The organism is Bradyrhizobium sp. USDA 4472, from assembly GCF_054058595.1.
Genome location: NZ_JBSSAM010000001.1, coordinates 3,317,317 through 3,334,081, shown reverse-complemented (window position 1 = coordinate 3,334,081; position 16,765 = coordinate 3,317,317). Strand labels below are relative to the sequence as shown.

Here is a 16,765-nt window from a genome sequence, read left to right as displayed (position 1 = left end):
CCATTCAAGCAGGCCTGCTCCTCGCCCGCAACTCGGCCAAGGCTTCTGTCATATGCTAGGAAGACACAGCTCGGTTGCGAGGAACAGAGGTGCAGGCATGAAAGAGCTCATCGGAGTTGCGGAACAGGTCGCGGCAAAACTGATCGCGCGCAAGCAAACCATCGCGGTCGCGGAGTCCTCAGCCGGCGGCCTGATCGCGGCAAGCCTGCTCGCGGTCCCCGGCGCCTCCGCCTATTTCCTCGGCGGCGCCGTGGTCTATACCCGCGATGCCAGGCGCGTGCTGATGGATATTACGGATGAAGGAATGAAGGGCTTGCGTTCTTCGTCTGAACCCTACGCGAAGCTACTCGCCGAGCAGATGCGCGGCCGCTTCAGCTCCGTTTGGGGCCTGTCCGAGACCGGCGCGGCCGGCCCCACCGGCAACCGCTACGGCGATGCCGCCGGCCATAGCTGCATGGCCGTTGCCGGGCCGGCAGCGGAGGTGATGACGCTGGAGACCGGGAGCAACGACAGGTTCGCCAACATGCAGGTGTTCGCGGCGACTGCGTTGAAGCTGTTGCTGAGGAAGCTGGAGGGGTGAGCTTTCGACCGCCGGCAGCAATCACCTTCCCAAATGCCGCACAAAAATCCGCACCACATAGCCTTTGAACCGCGGGGCCTCGTCGTAGAGGTCCGACGCGATTCGCTCGATGCTCTCGCGCAGTGACGTGAACTGCGCCAGCCGCGCGCTGCTCTCGGTTCCCTGCATGCCTGCGAGCTCGTCCATCGCGGCATCGCTGATCTGGCATTGCACGGGCTCGCCATCATTCAGCATGGTGAAGCGGAAGGCCAGCCGTTCGAGGTCGTGGCCGATGATACTGTCGCGCAAAAGCGGCATCCAACTGTCCCGTTCGCGCCCCCGAACGGGACAATGCTGAAATTCGCGCGACTTGTCACCCCTCAGGTGGCGGCGGTCTCACGACCGGACTCCCCGGCCGGCTTCAATACGCGAGAGCTGTTCCAGTGGCTTTGTCCAACGCGGCGGCCAATGACTTGTACTCCTCGCAATCCGTCCCGCAAATGGCCGCGATCCGGCTGAGATGAAACATCGCCTGCTCGCGATTGCCCTGCTCGAGCTGCCATAGACCATAATATTGCCAGGTCAGCACGTGGTTCGGGTCGATCTTCAGTGCGTGCTGGTACCAGACCTGTGATTGCTTGTAGTCACCCAGCTTGCGATAGGAGTAACCGATCAGGTTCGCGACATTCGCGCTGTCGTCGTGGCCGAGTGCCTTCAACTGCGCGATCGCGGCGGTGTAGTCCTTACGCTCGTAGATGGTGTCGTAGGCCACGCGGTAGCCCGCTGCAAACGCCGGATCATCGATACTGGATTGGTGGTTGGCCTTCTTGCCCTTCTGGGTGGCTTTGGTGCCGGTGCGCGCCGGATAGGTTGGAGCTGGCGTGCTCTGGCTGGCAGCCGGGTGCGCGAAGGGATCCATGCCGCCTCCGCCTCCAGCGCCACCACCGCCGCCGCCTCCACCTCCCGCGGCAAACGCCGGCGTGATTAACAAGGCTGCCGCAAATATACCCAGCGTGACGCGCCTGATCATTTTCGTGAACATCTCCGTCTCCTGTGCGTTCAAGCGGCCCCGGACGAATTGATAACCCTGCCTCGGCAGCATTATTCCGGGACGGTGGACGCATGGACACGTCAGCGTTCGTATGACAGTCGTATTGTCCCTTACTGGAATGCGACTTCGGCAAAGCTGCGGAGCTTGCGCGAATGCAGCCGCTCGGATTCCTGCTGCTTGAGCCGTTCCAGCGCCTTCAGCCCGATATCGAGATGCTGGCCGACGCGGCGGCGATAGAATTCGCTGGCCATGCCTGCGAGCTTGATCTCGCCATGCAGCGGCTTGTCGGAGACACAAAGCAGCGTGCCATAGGGTACGCGGAAGCGATAACCATTGGCGGCGATCGCGGCCGATTCCATGTCCAGCGCGACCGCGCGGGACTGCGACAAGCGGCGGATCACTTCGGGCCCGGAAATCTCCCAATTGCGGTTGTCGACGCTGGCGACAGTACCGGTGCGCATCAGGCGCTTGAGCTCGAACCCCTCGAGGCCGGTGACGTCCTCGACCGCTTGCTCCAGCGCGACCTGCATCTCGGCCAGCGCCGGGATCGGCACCCACAGCGGCAACTCGCGATCGAGCACGTGGTCCTCGCGCACGTAACCATGCGCGAGCACGTAGTCGCCGAGCCGCTGCGTGTTGCGCAAGCCGGCACAATGTCCGAGCATCAGCCAGGCATGCGGCCGCAGCACCGCCACATGATCGGTGACGTTGCGCGCGTTGGACGGACCGGTGCCGATATTGATCAGGCTGATGCCGCGATAGCCGGGCATCTTCAGATGAAAGGCCGGCATCTGCGGCGTACGCGCGGGCGCGTCTCCGGTCGTTGCGCCGCCGCTATGCGTGATCATGTTGCCGGGCGCGACGAATGCTTCGAGTCCGGTCTCGCCGGACTGAAGCCGCTGCTGGCAGAGCTGCGCGAAAGCATCGACATAGAATTGGTAGTTGGTGAAGATCACGAAATTCTGGAAATGCTCGGGATCAGTGCCGGTGTAGTGGTAGAGCCGCCGCAGCGAATAATCGACGCGGGCGGCGCGGAACAGCGACAGCGGCTCCGGCGCGCCGGGCTGAAGCTCGAAGGTGCCGTCCGCGATGGAATCGTCCATGGTGGCCAGGTCAGGCACGTCGAACGCATCGCGCAGCGATCGTGCGACCGGCGAATTCTCGCTGGTGGTGATGGCGGCTTCGATGTTGATGTCGCGGCGATAGGCGAAGTGAATCGGGATCGGCTCGGCGGACTCGCCGATCTCGACGGGGACATCGTGGTTCTGGATCAACAGGCCGATCTGCTCGGTCAGATAGGCGCGAAACAGATCCGGCCGCGTCACGCTGGTCTCATGCACGCCTGGGCCGGCGACGAAGCCATAGGCGAGACGCGAATCCAGCCGCGCATGCGTCGAAGTGGTGAGACGGACAAAGGGATAATAAGCCCGCACCCGCGTCGTGATCGCCTCGCCGGCGACATAAGCCTCGAACCGGTCGCGAAGAAATTTGGTGTTGCGTTCGTAGATCTCCTCAAGACGGGCCACGGCGAGACCGGCGTCGGTGAAGGATTTGGTGGCGATGGAGGGCGGAGATTGCATGGTTCGACCGTCGGGTTTTAGGCACCTGAGTCGAACTATAGCAAGATCGGAGCCGCGTCGTCATCGCGCGTGCAGCGATGCGCCAAGCGGTGACGAAAGAAGGATGACGTGCCTTTCGCCCGTCACTTCTCGCGGAAGGCACGCATGAACTGGTCGTGCAGCGGTTTCAAGAGGTACGACAGCATGGTGCGGTCGCCGGTCTGGACAAAGGCTTCGACCGGCATGCCGGGGATCAGCTTGGAATCGCCGAGCCGGGCGACCTCTTCGGCGGACATCGACACGCGGATCGTATAATAGCTCTGGCCGGTGCGCTGGTCCGTCGTGACGTCGGGCGAGACGCGACTGACGACACCGTTGAGCTCGGGTGTGGTGCGCTGATTGAAGGCGGAGAGGCGTAGCAGCGTCTTCTGGCCGATCTGCAGCTTGTCGATATCGACCGGATTGACCTTGGCTTCCACCTGGAGGTCGTCTGTCTGCGGCACGATCAGCATCAAGGTGTCGCCGGCGGTGACGACGCCGCCGACGGTATGCACCGTCGATTGCAGCACCATGCCGTCCTGCGGGGCGCGGATGTCGACTCGGCGGAGCTGGTCCTCGGCCGCGACCTTGCGCTCGATCAGCTCGCCGATCTTGTCGTTGGTCTCGCGCAGATCCTTGGAGACCTCGCTCACCATATCCTTGTCGACCTGAATGATCTGCAGCTCGGTCTCGGTGATCTTGCCCTTGGCCTGCGCCCGCGAGGCGATGTATTGCGCGCGCTCGCCGTTGAGGCGGGCAGAGTCGCGCTCCAGCGTGGTCAGGCGCGAGATCTGCACCAGGTGCTTGTCATAGAGATCGCGCACACCGGTGAGTTCTTGTTGCACCAGGGAGATCTCCTTGTCCTTGGCCGTCTCCTGTGCGACGAGCCCCTCGATCTCCTCATTGAGCTGTTGGATGCGCTCACGCAGCTGCGCCTTCTGACCGGCGCGGCCGTTGACGCGGACGTCGAACAGCTTGCTCTCGCTGTCGATCAGCACCTTGACATCGGGATCGTTGGCACGCTCGAGCAGCGATGAAGGGAACTCGATCTTGTCGAGGCCGCGCTGCTCGGCCTGAAGCCGCGCCGCGCGCGCCTGCGCGGCGTCGAGATTCTTGGTGACGATGGCGAGATTGGCCCTGGTGACGGTGTCGTCGAGCCGCACCACGATGTCGCCAGCCTTGACCACGTCGCCGTCGCGTGCGCGCACCTCGCCGACCACGCCGCCGGTCGGGTGTTGCACCTTCTTGACGTTGGACTCGACCACGATCTGGCCCGGCGCGATCAGCGCTCCCGAGATCTGCACCGTCGACGCCCAGCCGCCGAGGCCGACGCCCAGGAACGCCACGATACCGAGGCCGAGGACCAGATGAAACTTGATCGAGTCCCGCACGCCCTTCTTCGCGGCAGGCTTTGTCCCGCCAACCGTCATCGTGCTCATGCTTTCGCCACTCCGCCTTCGCTGACGACCTTGATGGGCGTGGACGGCGCGACGCGGGACTGGAGTACCTGAGCGAGCACCTGCTCCTTCGGACCGAAGGCCTGCATCCGGCCGTCGCGGAGCACCAGGATCTGGTCGACCGCCTCGACGCCGATCGGCCGATGCGCCACCACGATGACGATGGCACCGCGCTCGCGCACACTGCGGATCGCGCGCGTCAGGGCCTCGTCACCCTCGGTGTCGAGATTGGAGTTGGGCTCGTCCAGCACGATCAGGAAAGGATTGCCGTAGAGCGCACGCGCCAGCGCCACGCGCTGGGCCTGGCCTGCGGAAAGCGAGGCGCCCTGCTCGCCGACCTGCGTATTGTAGCCCTCGCGCATCTTGATGATCATCTCGTGCACGCCGGCTTCCTTGGCCGCGGAAATGATGCCGTCGGAAGTCGCCTCCGGATCAAAACGGCTGATGTTCTGCGCGATCGTACCACCGAACAATTCGACGTCCTGCGGCAGATAGCCGATGTAACGGCCGAGCACGTCGGACGACCATTGATCGAGCGCCGCGCCGTCGAGCCGGACCTTGCCGCGGACCGGGTGCCAGACGCCGACCAGCGCGCGGATCAGCGAGGATTTGCCGGAGCCGCTGGGTCCGATCACGCCGAGGCCGTTGCCGGCTTCGAGCGCAAAGTTGATGTCCTGGACGATGAGGCGCTGGTCGCCCGGGGCCACCATGGCGACGCCTTCGACCGAGAGGCGGCCGGTGGGCGCCTGCAATTGCGTCGGCATCGCCTGCGCCGGCATCTGTTCCAGAAGGCGGCTGAGGCGATGCCAGCTCTGGCGGGCCGCGACGAATGATTTCCAATGCGCGATCGCGAGATCGACCGGCGCCAGCGCGCGGGCAGACAGGATCGAACCCGCGATGATGATACCGGCGGTCGCCTCCTGGTGGATGACGAGCGTTGCGCCGACCGCGAGCACTGCCGATTGCAGCATCATGCGCAGCACTTTTGCGATGGCGCCGAGGCCGCCGGCGACGTCGCTCGCACGCTGATTGCCGGAGAGATATTTTTCGTTGGCCTCGCTCCAGCGCTGGTTGAGCCGGCCGGTCATGCCCATCGACACCAGCACTTCGGCGTTGCGGCGGCTGGACTGGGCGAGGTCGTTGCGCTGCGCGGCAAGGCTCATCGCCTCCTTCGCCGGCCGGCGGGACAGGAACTCGGTGACCAGCGTCAGGCCGACCAAGATGACGGCGCCGACCAGCGCGGTCAGGCCGATCATGACATGAAAGGCGAAACAGATGCCGAGATAGAGCGGCAGCCAGGGCAGGTCGAAGAATGCCCCCGGGCCCATGCTGCCGAGGAAGGAACGGACATTGTCGAGGTCGCGCAGCGGCTGCAGCCCCTCGTTGCGGCTGCCGACCCGCAGCGGCAGGCGGACGATGGTGTCGAACACGCGCTTGTTCAGCGCCTCGTCCAGCGCGGTGCCGACCCGTCCCAGGATGCGGCTGCGGATCATGTCGAGCACGCCCTGTGCCATATAGAGGCCACCGGCGAGGACGATCAGGCCGACGAGTGTCGGGATGCTGCGGCTCGGCAGCACCCGGTCGTAGACTTCCAGCATGAAGATCGACCCGGTCAGATAGAGCAGGTTGATCATGCAGCTCATCAAGCCGACGCCGACGAACGCCGTGCGGCAGGCACGCAGCGCGTCACCGAGCTCTGAACGGCGGAGGCCGGGAACGGCTGCCATCAGTCTGATCTCTTTCGGGTGAGGGGCAAAGCCCCTGAATTCAAAGGCAAATCGAGGCGTGCTCGCCCCGGACTAATATCGCGTTCTCCCCGCGGGTAACGCAATCGAATTCATCCGGGCCTTCGCCACATCTACCCCGGACCGTCAGTTGCGCAAGTCCGGTTTTTCACAGTCTTTGCGGCTTTTTCTGGCAAAGACGGCGCCTCTCCCGGGCAACGGGAGAGGCGCAAGGTCGATCGAACGGCTCCCTGGCTAGAATCGGCCGCCGCCGCGCACCAGCCGAACCACCAGCAGCAGGATGACGGCGCCGATGGCGGAATAGATGATCTCCGAAACCAGCCCGAGGCCGAGGTGGATGCCGAGCTTCGGGAACAGGAAACTCGCGACGAACGCGCCGGCGATGCCGATCACGATGTCGCCGATGATGCCGAACCCGCTCCCCCGCACGACCTTGCCGGCGAGCCAGCCGGCAACCAGGCCGACGAACAGGATGATGACCAGGCTTTGACCAGAAATGTACATAAGTTGACGTCCCTCTCCGTGAACGGGGCCATGGAACCGGAACCGGGATGAATGCTGTCTGAATGGTGTTCCCGGAGCGACGGCTCGCGCCGGAAAGGCGAAAACAACCCCATGCACAGTAGCAACGGATCCGACGGCGGGCCCGGGATGGATTCTGACAACGCCATGCCGCCGTGAAGGATTTTTGGAGGAAGGCGCCTCAGTTCGCGAGCGCGTTCTCGGCTAGGTCACGACCACCGGCCCGGCCAGCACGCACCTTGTCGCCCTCCCCGGGCCGACCTCGACACTGTCAGGCAATCGCTCCAGACAACGCTGCTGGACGAGCTTGCAGCGGGGGGCGAAGGAGCAGTTGTGGGGCTTTTCGACCAGGGACGGCGGCGTACCGGGGATGGTTTCGAGACGGGCGCCGCGCTTGGCGCCATGGATGGTCGAGGCGAGCAGGCCCTTGGCGTAGGGGTGGACCGGCGAACGGACGATGTCGCGCAGGCTGGCCTGTTCCACGATCTGGCCCGCATACATCACGGCGACGCGGTCGCAGATCTCGATCGCAACACCGATGTCGTGGGTGACGAAAATGACGGACATGCCGAACTCGCGCTGCAATTCGCGCAGCAGCAGCAGGATCTGGATCTGCACGGTGGCATCGAGCGCCGTGGTCGGCTCGTCCGCCAGCAATATCTTGGGACGGCAGGCGAGCGCGAGCGCGATCATGGCGCGCTGGCGCATGCCGCCTGACATTTCGTGCGGATAGGCATCGAGCCGCCGTTTCGCCGAGGGGATGCGCACGACCTCGAGCATCTCCAGTGCCCGCGCCCGCCCGTCCGCAAAGCTCTTGCCTTCGTGACGCACGACGCTTTCGGCGATCTGCGCGCCGATGGTGTAGACGGGATCGAGCGCGAGCGCCGGCTCCTGAAAGATCATCGACACGACCCGGCCGCGGTACGACGACAGCTCCTCGTCCTGCATGGCGAGCACGTCGCGACCCATGACGTTGACGTGACCCGTGATCTGCGTGCGCTTCTTCGGCAACAGCCGCATCAGCGCACGCAAGGTCACGCTCTTGCCCGAACCGGACTCGCCGAGCAGGCCCAGCACCTCGCCATCGCCGAGCGAGAGACTGAGGTCGTTCACGGCGTGGACCGTACGTTCGCCGGTGAAGCGGATGTTGAGCCCTGAGATCTCGACGAGCTTTGTCATGACGGCAGTTTGGGCAACCTCTCGTGATGGTCGGTGACGCGCTGGAACGCGGCGCCGATGGTGAGCAGGGTCGCCTCATCGAAGGAGCGGCCGATCAGCTGCATGCCGATCGGCAGGCCGCTTTTGGCGAAGCCGGAGGGCATGGTCAGCGACGGCAGGCCCAGAAAGTTCACCGGACGGGTGAACAGCGTCAGCCGCTGCAACAGCGCCGGTGCGTTCGGCCCGCCGCCGACGTCGCTCTCCTCGATCGTCGGCGCCGGGACGGGCGATGCCGGTGCGATGATCGCGTCGACACCTGCGGCGGCCGCATTGTGCGCCGCGAGTGCCGGGCCACGCCAACGCATGGCCTCGAGATAGGTGACGGCGGGAACCGCGAGGCCGTTCTGGAGCCGCATCAGCGTCTGCGAACCGTAGTCCTGCGGCCGTTCGATCATCCAGCGCTTGTGGAAGGCGGCAGCCTCGGCTGCCAGCACGAGCTGGCTGGCGGAAGACAATTGCCGCTGGTCCGGCAGCTCGACCTTGACGATGTCGGCACCGTCACGCTTGAGCACCGCAATGGTCTCGTCCAGCACGCGCGCGACCTCGCTGTCGAGATCGTCGACATAGTACGATGCGGGCACGCCGACTTTGAGGCCCTTCAGCGAGCCTCTGGTCGCGCCGACGTAATCCGACAGCGGTTCGTGGCTGGCGGTCGAATCTTCGGGGTCCGGGCCGGCCATCAGCGCCAGCAGCAAGGCGCAGTCTTCGGCGGTGCGCGCGAGCGGCCCGACCGTGTCGAGCGATTGCGACAGCGGCATCGCACCGGCGCGGCTGACGCGACTCCAAGTCGTCTTCAGACCCGTGACGCCGCAGAAATGCGCGGGCATGCGGATCGAGCCGCCGGTGTCGGAGCCCAGCGCCGCAAAAGTAAGCCGCGCGGCGACCGCCGAGCCCGAGCCAGAGGACGAGCCGCCGGTGATATGCGCGACGTTCCAGGGATTGCGCACCGGACCATAATGGGCGTTGTGCCCGGTCGGCCCATAGGCGAACTCGGCCAGATGCAGCGTGCCGAGCCTGATCTGGCCGGCATCCTTGAGCCGCTGCAGGGCGGTCGACGTCACGGTCGGCACGAAATCGCGGCGGATCCGCGAGCCGCAGGTCGCGACCTTGCCCGCATCGTAATACATGTCCTTGTGGGCGAGCGGCACGCCGTGCAGCGGACCACGCAGCTCGCCCTTGGCAAGCTCGGCATCGGCGGCATCGGCCGCCTTCAGCGCGGCTTCGGGCTCGACCGACATGAAGGCGTTGAGATGCGGCTGCCACTGCGCGATGCGATGCAGCAGCGCGCGTGTGACCTCATGCGAGGAGACCTGCTTCATCGCGATCGCACGCGCGACCTCGGTGAGCGTCATCAAGGCAGGCTCAGCGCTCATTTCGACACCTTCCGGGTCTGCGCAAGCGGATAGAGCGCGGGCTCGAGGTCGAACGGCAGCGTGCCGGCGATGGCGGCAAAGCCTTCGAAGGCGGGTCCGATGGAGTTGGAGATGCGCGTCGCGATCTCATCGTCCAGGGGAATACCGGCGATCCGTGCCGTTGCCTGGATTTCCTTTGTCGTCGGTCTCGTCATGCGGTTTCCTCTTTGGGCGCACGGCTATGGCCTGATTCCGGAATGGCCATGTAGCAGGCGGCCTCGTGCCCCATATTATCGAGCGCGGTGAGCTTTGGTGTCGCATTTGCGCAGAGCGGCTCCGCAAACGGACAACGGGTGTGGAAGCGGCAGCCCGCAGGCGGATCGATCGGATTGGGTGGATCGCCCGAGATCGGCGGCTTCTCGGTGCGCCTGTCAGGATCAGAGGACGGCATCGCTGCAAGAAGCGCGCGCGTATAGGGATGCGCAGGCGCATCCCAGACCTGGTCGACCGGGCCGAGCTCGACGACCTCGCCGAGATACATCACCAGCACCCGGTCCGAGATGTAGCGGACGACGTTGAGGTCGTGGCTGATGAAAAGATAAGTCAGGCCGAATTCGCGCTTGAGATCGGCGAGCAGATTGAGCACCTGGGCCTCGACGGATTTGTCGAGCGCCGAGACGGCCTCATCCAGGATCACCAGGCGCGGCGATAGCGCCAGCGCGCGTGCGATGTTGACGCGCTGCCGCTGGCCGCCCGAGATTTCGTGCGGATAGCGGTTGGCGAAGTTTGCAGGGACCAGACCGACCTTGCCGAGCAGCTCGCGGGCCAGCGCGTGCGCCGCACCATGGGCCATGCCGTGCACCTTCGGCCCAAACGCGATCGATTCCTCGATCGTCAGGCGCGGATTGAGTGAGGCGTAGGAATCCTGGAACACCATCTGCATGCCGCGGCGCAGATCGCGCAGCGACAACGACCGTCCGACGGTCATGCCGTCATAGATGATGTCGCCGTCATCGCGCGACATCAGGTGCATCAGCAGCCGCGCGGTGGTGGACTTGCCGCAGCCGGACTCGCCGACGATGCCGACCGTCTCGCCCTTGGCGACGGAGAAGGACACATTGTCCACGGCGCGAACGGTCCGCTTGGCGGCGAACAGCCCGCCACGCACCGGAAAATGTTTTGTGAGACCGCTGACCTGCAGCAACGGCTGCGCGAGGCCGCCGCGGTCTTCGACCTGCCCCAGCATGGCGACGGAAGTGTTGGTCTCGCTCATCGCCGCGGCCTCGCACCTCTCCCCGTCGGGGAGAGGTCGCGCCGAAGGCGCGGGTGAGGGGGCGCGGCAAACTCGACGGAGCGTAACCCCTCACCCGGATTGCATGTTGCGATGCAATCCGACCTCTCCCTTCGGGAGAGGTGTGGCACCGACGTCGCCGCGCTCAGATCGTCTCTCATGGTCTCAGTTCCTGATGTCCATGGCGCTGCGCAGTCCGTCCGAGAGCAAATTGAAGCAGATCGACACCGCGAAGATCATCGCGCCCGGAAGCGCTGCGACCCAGGGATTGACGTAGATCGCGGTACGAAGCGTGTTCAGCATCAGGCCCCATTCCGGCTCCGGCGGCTTGGTGCCGAGGCCGAGGAAGGACAGACCGGCCGCCAGGATCATCGAGACTGAAATGAGACTGGTCGCATAGACGAAGATCGAACCGAGCACGTTGCCGAGGATGTGCACGCGCATGATCGTGAATGGCCCCGCACCCGAGGCGCGCGCGGCTTCAACGAAATCCATGTTGCGCACGCCGGTGGTGACGCTTTCGGCGACACGGGCGATCTGCGGCACGAACACGATGGTCAGCGCTACGATGGAGTTGAGGATGCCGGCGCCGAGCGCGCCTGATATCGCGATCGCCAGCAGCACGGAAGGGAAGGCGTAGAACACGTCGACCGTGCGCATGATCGCGGTGTTGAGCTTGCCTCCGACATAGCCGGCAACGAGGCCGAGCGAGGTGCCGATGCCGAAGGCGAGAATGACGGGCAAGATGCCGATGACGAGCGAGAGCCGGCCGCCATAGATCAGCCGCGCCAGCATATCGCGGCCAAGCTCGTCGGTGCCGAGCGGATAGCCCGCCGTGCCGATGTGGCGCAGGCGGCGGATCATCGAGCCCTTGTAGGGATCCTCGAGCCCGAGCCAGGGTGCGAGGATCGCGGAAATGAAGATCAAGAGCAGCACGATGGCGCAGGCCATGCTGACCTTGTCGCGCAGGATGCGACGGGCAACCGTCGCCCAATAGCCGCGCGCCTTGGTCGCGGGCGCAGCCTGGAGCGCGGCTTCGGTGGCGGCGGACAAAGGGAGCTCGGTCATCGGCTAGCCCCCGCAAAATTTTGGTTCGGTCGGTGCAAGCCAAGGAGGCGGTGCACCTCTCCCGCTTGCGGGAGAGGTCGCGCCCAACGGGTCGCGCCGAACGCGCGCCCGATGACAGGCTCCGGCGCGGGTGAGGGTTTTCTGCTCTTGGGGGTTCTCGCGAGAGGAAACACCCTCTCCCCGACCCTCCCCCGCAAGCGGACGAGGGAGCGCACCTCCCGTGGAGCTACGGCTCGGCTCATCGCGCTAGCCCCGCTTGATGCGCGGATCGATCGCAGCTTGGGCGATGTCGACCAGCAGATTGAGAAAGACGAAGAACAGCGCCAGCACCAGTATCGTGCCCTGCAACAGCGGCAGGTCGCGCTGGAAGATCGCGGAATTGAGCAGGAAGCCCGAGCCCGGCCACGAGAACACGGTCTCGATCAGGATCGAGCCCCCGAGCATGTAGCCGAGTTGGAGCCCCATCACGGCGAGCGCGGTGGGCGCGGCATTCTTGATGACGTGACCGAACACCCCTCGTTCGTGCAGACCCTTGGCGCGTAGCGCCTCGACGAAATCCTGGCTGAGAATGTCGCCGGTGAGCGCGCGCACGCTGCGGGTGACGATGCCCATCGGGATCACCGAGGTCGTGATCGCCGGAAGCACCAGATATCTCAGATGCGCCCAGTCCCAGGCCCAGGAGTTGGAGCCGTTCGGCCCGGCGCCGACCGCGGGCAGCCAGTTCAGCTCCACCGAGAAGATGATGACCAGCACCATGCCGAGCCAGTAGTGCGGCACCGAGACACCGGCGATGGCAAAGGACGTCGCGAGCTTGTCAATCCAGGTTTCGCGGAAATAGCCGGCGATCAGCCCGAGCAGGACGCCCATCGTGAAGCCGATGATGGCCGCCGCAATCGCCAGCGTGACGGTGTTGCCGACCGCGCGCATGACCTCGGCGAGCACGGGCCGGCCCGTCGCGATGGAATTGCCGAGATCGCCATGAAGGGCACGCAGCAACCACAGCCCGAACTGCACCGGCAACGGCCGGTCGAAACCATAGGCGGCACGGAGCTGCGCGGCGAGCTCCTGCGAGGCATCTGCGGGGAGCACCGCAACGAGCGGATCGCCCGGTGTGATGTGCACGAGCAGAAAGCACACCAGCGCGACGCTGATGACGATCGGGATGACATAGACGATACGTCTGGCGATGTAGGCGAGCACTGACTTACCTGACGTGATGTCGCACGATACGAACGCGGGCTTCCGTATGGAGCGCGAGATGGGAGCGTTCCCTCCCCCCTTGTGGGGGAGGGTCAGGGAGGGGGGGTGGCCACAGAGGGACTGCCCGTGTGAACCCCCTTCCCCAACCCCTCCCCACAAGGGGGAGGGGAGCCCTACCAGCGTGCTCGCCTCACTTCACTACTGCATCGAAATCGGCGAGAAATCGATGAACCAGCTCTTCGGCTGGATCACCCCCGTGACCTTCGGGCTCATGGCGCGGGGCCCGACGTCGTGGGCGACATAGAGAAAGGCTGCGTCGTCGACGGAGGCCGCGTGCAGTTCAGCGAGTGCGGCGTCGCGCGCGGCGGGATCGAAGGTCTGCCGCGCCTTCTTCACCAGCTCGTCGAACTTGGGATTGTTGATAAAGCCCCAATTGTTCGAGACCGGCGGGGCCATGCTCGATTGCAGGAAGCGCACCAGTGCGAAGAACGGATCCATTGCCGCATAGGTGACGTTGGTCGCGTTCGAGCCGTTGGCTGAGGGATCCTTGGCGCCGCGGCGCCAGTTGGTGAACAGCGTATTCCACTCAATGACATCAAGCTGCACGTCGAAATAACATTCGGCGAGTGCCTGCTGCAGATATTCGTTCATGGGCAGCGGCTGCATCTGGCCCGAGCCCGACGCCGAGGTCTGGATCTTCACCGTCAGCTTCTTGTTCGGACCAAAGCCTGCTTCCTGCATCAGCTTCTGCGCGGCCGGCTTGTCGTACTTGATCTCGAAGGTCGGTTTTCCGCGCCAGGGATGGCCGGGCTCGAAGGTGCCGGTCGCCGGCACCATGAGCCCTGCCAGCAAGCCATCCTTGAGGCCTTCGCGATCGACGCAGAGGTTCGCAGCCTTGCGGACGCGGATATCGTTCCAGGGCGAGCCTTCGACGCGCGAGAATTGCCACGGCCAGACATGCGGCTGCTCGTTGGCGTAGAGCTTGAAGCCGCGCTGCTTGAGCTCGGGCAGCGCATCGGGCGCGGGCGCCTCGACCCAATCGACCTGACCGGAGAGCAGCGCCGCGGTGCGCGCGTTGGCTTCCGGCATCGGCAAGAGCACCATCTTGTCGATCTTGGGCACGCGCGCCTTGTCCCAATAGTCAGCGTTCTTGACCAGCTCCAGCCGTTCGCGCGGCGTGAAGCTTGCCATCTTCCACGGGCCGGTGCCCGCGGCGTCCTTGGCAAAGGCGGTCCAGGCGGCCTGCGACTTCGCCTTGGCGTCAGCACCTTCCGCCTTGTCGTAGAAATGCTGCCACTTCGACGGGCTCGCCATGAAGAGGTTGGTGAGGTTGATCGGCAGGAAGCTGTCGGGTTCCTTGGTGGTGAGCTCGACCGTCATGTCGTCGATCTTCCTTGCAGAAGCCAGCGTCGGCATGCGCGAGGCCGTGACGCCGACCTGGCTGGCGTCGAATTGCGGGGCGTCCTGCTTCAGGACCTTGTCCACGTTCCACACCACGGCATCGGCGTTGAACGGCGTGCCGTCATGGAAGGTGACGCCCGGGCGCAGCTTGAAGATCCATTTGGTCTTGTCCGCATCATCGACCTTCCACTCGGTCGCAAGGCCGGGGATCACCACGCTGGCCTTGTCCGCCGAGGACAGGTCCCAGCCGGTGAGCGCGTCATACATGGTGACGCCAGTGAAGCGGTTGCCCTCAAAACCCTGATCAGGTTGGCCGAGCGTGCGCGGAATGTCGGCAGCCGTCATGCCGATGCGCAGCACGGTCTCGGCGCTGGCCGCGTGCGGCCAGGCCGCCGCAGTCGTCAGCGCCAGCGCAGCAATCAGTGCTGCGCGCGCAGTTGTCTTGATAAGCATAACCCCAGTCCTCTCAATGAAATCGCTGATTAATTTTGATGCAAACGTATGCAATGGCTATGCCAAGGAGAAACTTATTCTGCAAATTAGCTCTGCGACGACAAGTCCTTGTGATCGCGGGAATGCAGCGCAACCAAAACTGCCTATTCTGGCATCAAGATTGCACGTTAGGCCCCACCTATTCTGGGAGCTTCGGGCCATGCGAATCCTCAAATCGACCTGTCTCGCGGTGCTTGCACTGGCATTATTCTCGCTCCCGGCGCGCGCCGAAACCGTGGTGCGCTATGGCATCTCGATGGCGGATATTCCGCTGACGACGGGCCAGCCCGATCGCGGCGCCGGGGCCTATCAATTCACGGCCTATACGATCTACGATCCGCTGGTGGCGTGGGAGATGGACGTGGCCGAACGCCCGGGCAAGCTGGTGCCGGGGCTCGCGACCGAATGGAAGGTCGACGTTTCAGACAAGACCAAATGGCGCTTCACCCTTCGCAAGGGGGTGAAGTTTCACGACGGCAGCGAGTTCAACGCTGATGCGGTGATCTGGAATCTCGACAAGGTGCTCAACGACAAGGCGCCGCAATTCGACAAGCGGCAGAGCGCGCAGGTGAAGACGCGGCTTCCTTCGGTCGCGAGCTACGCCAGGATCGATGACTTCACCGTGGAGATCACGACCAAGACGCGTGGACTCCTTTTTTCCCTATCAGATGCTGTGGTTCCTGGTGTCGAGCCCGGCGCAGTATGAGAAGCTCGGCAAGGATTGGGACAAGTTCGCCAGCCAGCCCTCCGGCACCGGCCCGTTCAAGCTGACGAAGCTGGTGCCGCGCGAGCTCGCCGAGCTCAGCAGGAATCCGGACTATTGGAACGCCAAGCGCATTCCGAAGGTCGACAAGATCGTGCTGATGCCGATGCCGGAAGCGTTGACCCGCACCAACGCGCTGCTCGCAGGCCAGGTCGATCTGATCGAGACGCCGGCGCCTGATGCCGTGCCGCAGCTGAAGGCCGCCGGCATGAAGATCGTCGACAACGTCACGCCGCATGTCTGGAATTATCATCTCAGCGTGCTGCCGGGCTCGCCCTGGACCGACATCCGCCTGCGCAAGGCGCTGAACCTCGCGATCAACCGCGACGAAGTCGTCGGCCTGATGAACGGACTTGCGAAGCCCGCGAAAGGACAAGTGGACCCCTCGAGCCCGTGGTTCGGCAAGCCGACCTTTGAATTGAAGTACGATCTTGCCGCAGCGAAGAAGCTGGTGGAGGAAGCCGGCTATTCGAAAGAAAAGCCGCTGAAGACCACCTTCATCATCGCGCAGGGCGGCACCGGCCAGATGCTGTCGCTGCCGATGAACGAATTCCTGCAGCAGAGTTTCAAGGAGATCGGCATCGACATCGACTTCAAGGTGGTCGAGCTCGAAACGCTCTATACGCATTGGCGCAAGGGCGCCGCCGACGAGATCAACGCCGGCATCACCGCCAACAACATCGCCTATGTCACCTCGGACCCGCTCTATGCCATCGTCCGCTTCTTTGCCTCCGACCAGATCGCGCCTGTCGGCGTCAACTGGGGCGGCTACAGGAATCCCGAGGTCGACGCGCTGATCAACGAGGCCAAGCAGACCTTCGACACCGCCAGGCAGAACGATTTGATCGCGCAGGCGCATGCGCTGATCGTCGACGACGCCGCGCTGGTCTGGGTGGTCCACGACACCAACCCGCATGCGCTGTCGCCGAAGATCAAGCAGTTCGTGCAGGCGCAGCACTGGTTCCAGGATCTCACGACGATCGGGGTGGAGTGAAGGCGGCGAGCACAGACATCGCAGGGTGGGTTAGCCGCAGGCGTAACCCACCTC

The 16,765-nt window shown here is 64.5% G+C and carries 14 protein-coding genes and 1 pseudogene; 2 read left to right on the top strand and 13 right to left on the bottom strand.

From position 1 onward, the window contains the following. Nucleotides 1–97 precede the first annotated feature (97 nt). On the top strand, nucleotides 98–580 hold the full coding sequence (locus ACVWZ4_RS15275) for a CinA family protein (RefSeq protein ID WP_456737077.1): 483 nt from the start codon (nucleotides 98–100) through the stop codon (nucleotides 578–580). A gap of 21 nt (nucleotides 581–601) precedes the next feature. On the opposite strand, the gene ACVWZ4_RS15270 is transcribed toward ACVWZ4_RS15275, so the two are convergent. The 13 genes from ACVWZ4_RS15270 to ACVWZ4_RS15210 all read right to left on the bottom strand — a co-directional run bounded on the left by ACVWZ4_RS15270 (nucleotide 602) and on the right by ACVWZ4_RS15210 (nucleotide 14,915). After that, nucleotides 602–877: a DUF1488 family protein gene (locus ACVWZ4_RS15270; RefSeq protein WP_456699967.1), complete on the bottom strand. Its 276-nt coding sequence runs from the start codon at nucleotides 875–877 to the stop codon at nucleotides 602–604. A 103-nt stretch (nucleotides 878–980) separates the two neighbouring features. Next, the gene (locus ACVWZ4_RS15265; RefSeq protein ID WP_456740659.1) at nucleotides 981–1,601 is read right to left on the bottom strand and encodes a tetratricopeptide repeat protein; all 621 of its coding nucleotides are present in this window, start codon (nucleotides 1,599–1,601) and stop codon (nucleotides 981–983) included. 119 nt (nucleotides 1,602–1,720) lie between these two features. Further along, nucleotides 1,721–3,190, bottom strand: coding sequence for an AMP nucleosidase (locus ACVWZ4_RS15260; RefSeq protein ID WP_456740658.1), 1,470 nt, complete (start codon nucleotides 3,188–3,190; stop codon nucleotides 1,721–1,723). A 122-nt stretch (nucleotides 3,191–3,312) separates the two neighbouring features. Further along, the gene (locus ACVWZ4_RS15255) at nucleotides 3,313–4,647 is read right to left on the bottom strand and encodes an HlyD family type I secretion periplasmic adaptor subunit (protein ID WP_456699970.1); all 1,335 of its coding nucleotides are present in this window, start codon (nucleotides 4,645–4,647) and stop codon (nucleotides 3,313–3,315) included. After that, on the bottom strand, nucleotides 4,644–6,392 hold the full coding sequence (locus ACVWZ4_RS15250) for a type I secretion system permease/ATPase (protein ID WP_456740657.1): 1,749 nt from the start codon (nucleotides 6,390–6,392) through the stop codon (nucleotides 4,644–4,646). Before ACVWZ4_RS15250 ends, ACVWZ4_RS15255 begins: the two co-directional genes overlap by 4 nt. Nucleotides 6,393–6,644: 252 nt before the next feature. Then, nucleotides 6,645–6,914 (bottom strand): GlsB/YeaQ/YmgE family stress response membrane protein, encoded by a 270-nt coding sequence (locus ACVWZ4_RS15245; RefSeq protein WP_456737075.1) that lies wholly within the window; start codon nucleotides 6,912–6,914, stop codon nucleotides 6,645–6,647. 222 nt (nucleotides 6,915–7,136) lie between these two features. Continuing rightward, nucleotides 7,137–8,111, bottom strand: a complete 975-nt coding sequence (locus tag ACVWZ4_RS15240) for an ABC transporter ATP-binding protein (RefSeq protein ID WP_456740656.1) — start codon at nucleotides 8,109–8,111, stop codon at nucleotides 7,137–7,139. Further along, a complete protein-coding gene (locus ACVWZ4_RS15235) occupies nucleotides 8,108–9,523 on the bottom strand; it encodes an amidase (RefSeq protein ID WP_456740655.1) in 1,416 nt (471 codons plus the stop codon). Before ACVWZ4_RS15235 ends, ACVWZ4_RS15240 begins: the two co-directional genes overlap by 4 nt. Then, the gene (locus ACVWZ4_RS15230) at nucleotides 9,520–9,717 is read right to left on the bottom strand and encodes a hypothetical protein (protein WP_456699975.1); all 198 of its coding nucleotides are present in this window, start codon (nucleotides 9,715–9,717) and stop codon (nucleotides 9,520–9,522) included. Before ACVWZ4_RS15230 ends, ACVWZ4_RS15235 begins: the two co-directional genes overlap by 4 nt. Next, nucleotides 9,714–10,775, bottom strand: coding sequence for an ABC transporter ATP-binding protein (locus tag ACVWZ4_RS15225; protein ID WP_456740654.1), 1,062 nt, complete (start codon nucleotides 10,773–10,775; stop codon nucleotides 9,714–9,716). The genes ACVWZ4_RS15230 and ACVWZ4_RS15225 overlap by 4 nt, the downstream gene beginning before the upstream one ends. A gap of 183 nt (nucleotides 10,776–10,958) precedes the next feature. Then, the gene (locus tag ACVWZ4_RS15220; protein ID WP_456699977.1) at nucleotides 10,959–11,861 is read right to left on the bottom strand and encodes an ABC transporter permease; all 903 of its coding nucleotides are present in this window, start codon (nucleotides 11,859–11,861) and stop codon (nucleotides 10,959–10,961) included. Between the two features lie 246 nt (nucleotides 11,862–12,107). Beyond that, nucleotides 12,108–13,061, bottom strand: coding sequence for an ABC transporter permease (locus tag ACVWZ4_RS15215; RefSeq protein WP_456699978.1), 954 nt, complete (start codon nucleotides 13,059–13,061; stop codon nucleotides 12,108–12,110). Between the two features lie 198 nt (nucleotides 13,062–13,259). Beyond that, the gene (locus ACVWZ4_RS15210) at nucleotides 13,260–14,915 is read right to left on the bottom strand and encodes an ABC transporter substrate-binding protein (RefSeq protein WP_456699979.1); all 1,656 of its coding nucleotides are present in this window, start codon (nucleotides 14,913–14,915) and stop codon (nucleotides 13,260–13,262) included. 199 nt (nucleotides 14,916–15,114) lie between these two features. On the opposite strand from ACVWZ4_RS15210, the pseudogene ACVWZ4_RS15205 reads away from it, so the two are divergent. Continuing rightward, nucleotides 15,115–16,711 (top strand): annotated as a pseudogene (locus ACVWZ4_RS15205) (ABC transporter substrate-binding protein). The last annotated feature ends 54 nt before the right edge of the window (nucleotides 16,712–16,765 follow it).

Coding starts and splice junctions, on each gene's coding strand:
- ACVWZ4_RS15275 (WP_456737077.1), top strand. CDS start 98: ATGAAAGAGCTCATCGGAGTTGCGGAACAGGTCGCGGCAAAACTGATC.
- ACVWZ4_RS15270 (WP_456699967.1), bottom strand. CDS start 877: ATGCCGCTTTTGCGCGACAGTATCATCGGCCACGACCTCGAACGGCTG.
- ACVWZ4_RS15265 (WP_456740659.1), bottom strand. CDS start 1,601: ATGTTCACGAAAATGATCAGGCGCGTCACGCTGGGTATATTTGCGGCA.
- ACVWZ4_RS15260 (WP_456740658.1), bottom strand. CDS start 3,190: ATGCAATCTCCGCCCTCCATCGCCACCAAATCCTTCACCGACGCCGGT.
- ACVWZ4_RS15255 (WP_456699970.1), bottom strand. CDS start 4,647: ATGAGCACGATGACGGTTGGCGGGACAAAGCCTGCCGCGAAGAAGGGC.
- ACVWZ4_RS15250 (WP_456740657.1), bottom strand. CDS start 6,392: ATGGCAGCCGTTCCCGGCCTCCGCCGTTCAGAGCTCGGTGACGCGCTG.
- ACVWZ4_RS15245 (WP_456737075.1), bottom strand. CDS start 6,914: ATGTACATTTCTGGTCAAAGCCTGGTCATCATCCTGTTCGTCGGCCTG.
- ACVWZ4_RS15240 (WP_456740656.1), bottom strand. CDS start 8,111: ATGACAAAGCTCGTCGAGATCTCAGGGCTCAACATCCGCTTCACCGGC.
- ACVWZ4_RS15235 (WP_456740655.1), bottom strand. CDS start 9,523: ATGAGCGCTGAGCCTGCCTTGATGACGCTCACCGAGGTCGCGCGTGCG.
- ACVWZ4_RS15230 (WP_456699975.1), bottom strand. CDS start 9,717: ATGACGAGACCGACGACAAAGGAAATCCAGGCAACGGCACGGATCGCC.
- ACVWZ4_RS15225 (WP_456740654.1), bottom strand. CDS start 10,775: ATGAGCGAGACCAACACTTCCGTCGCCATGCTGGGGCAGGTCGAAGAC.
- ACVWZ4_RS15220 (WP_456699977.1), bottom strand. CDS start 11,861: ATGACCGAGCTCCCTTTGTCCGCCGCCACCGAAGCCGCGCTCCAGGCT.
- ACVWZ4_RS15210 (WP_456699979.1), bottom strand. CDS start 14,915: ATGCTTATCAAGACAACTGCGCGCGCAGCACTGATTGCTGCGCTGGCG.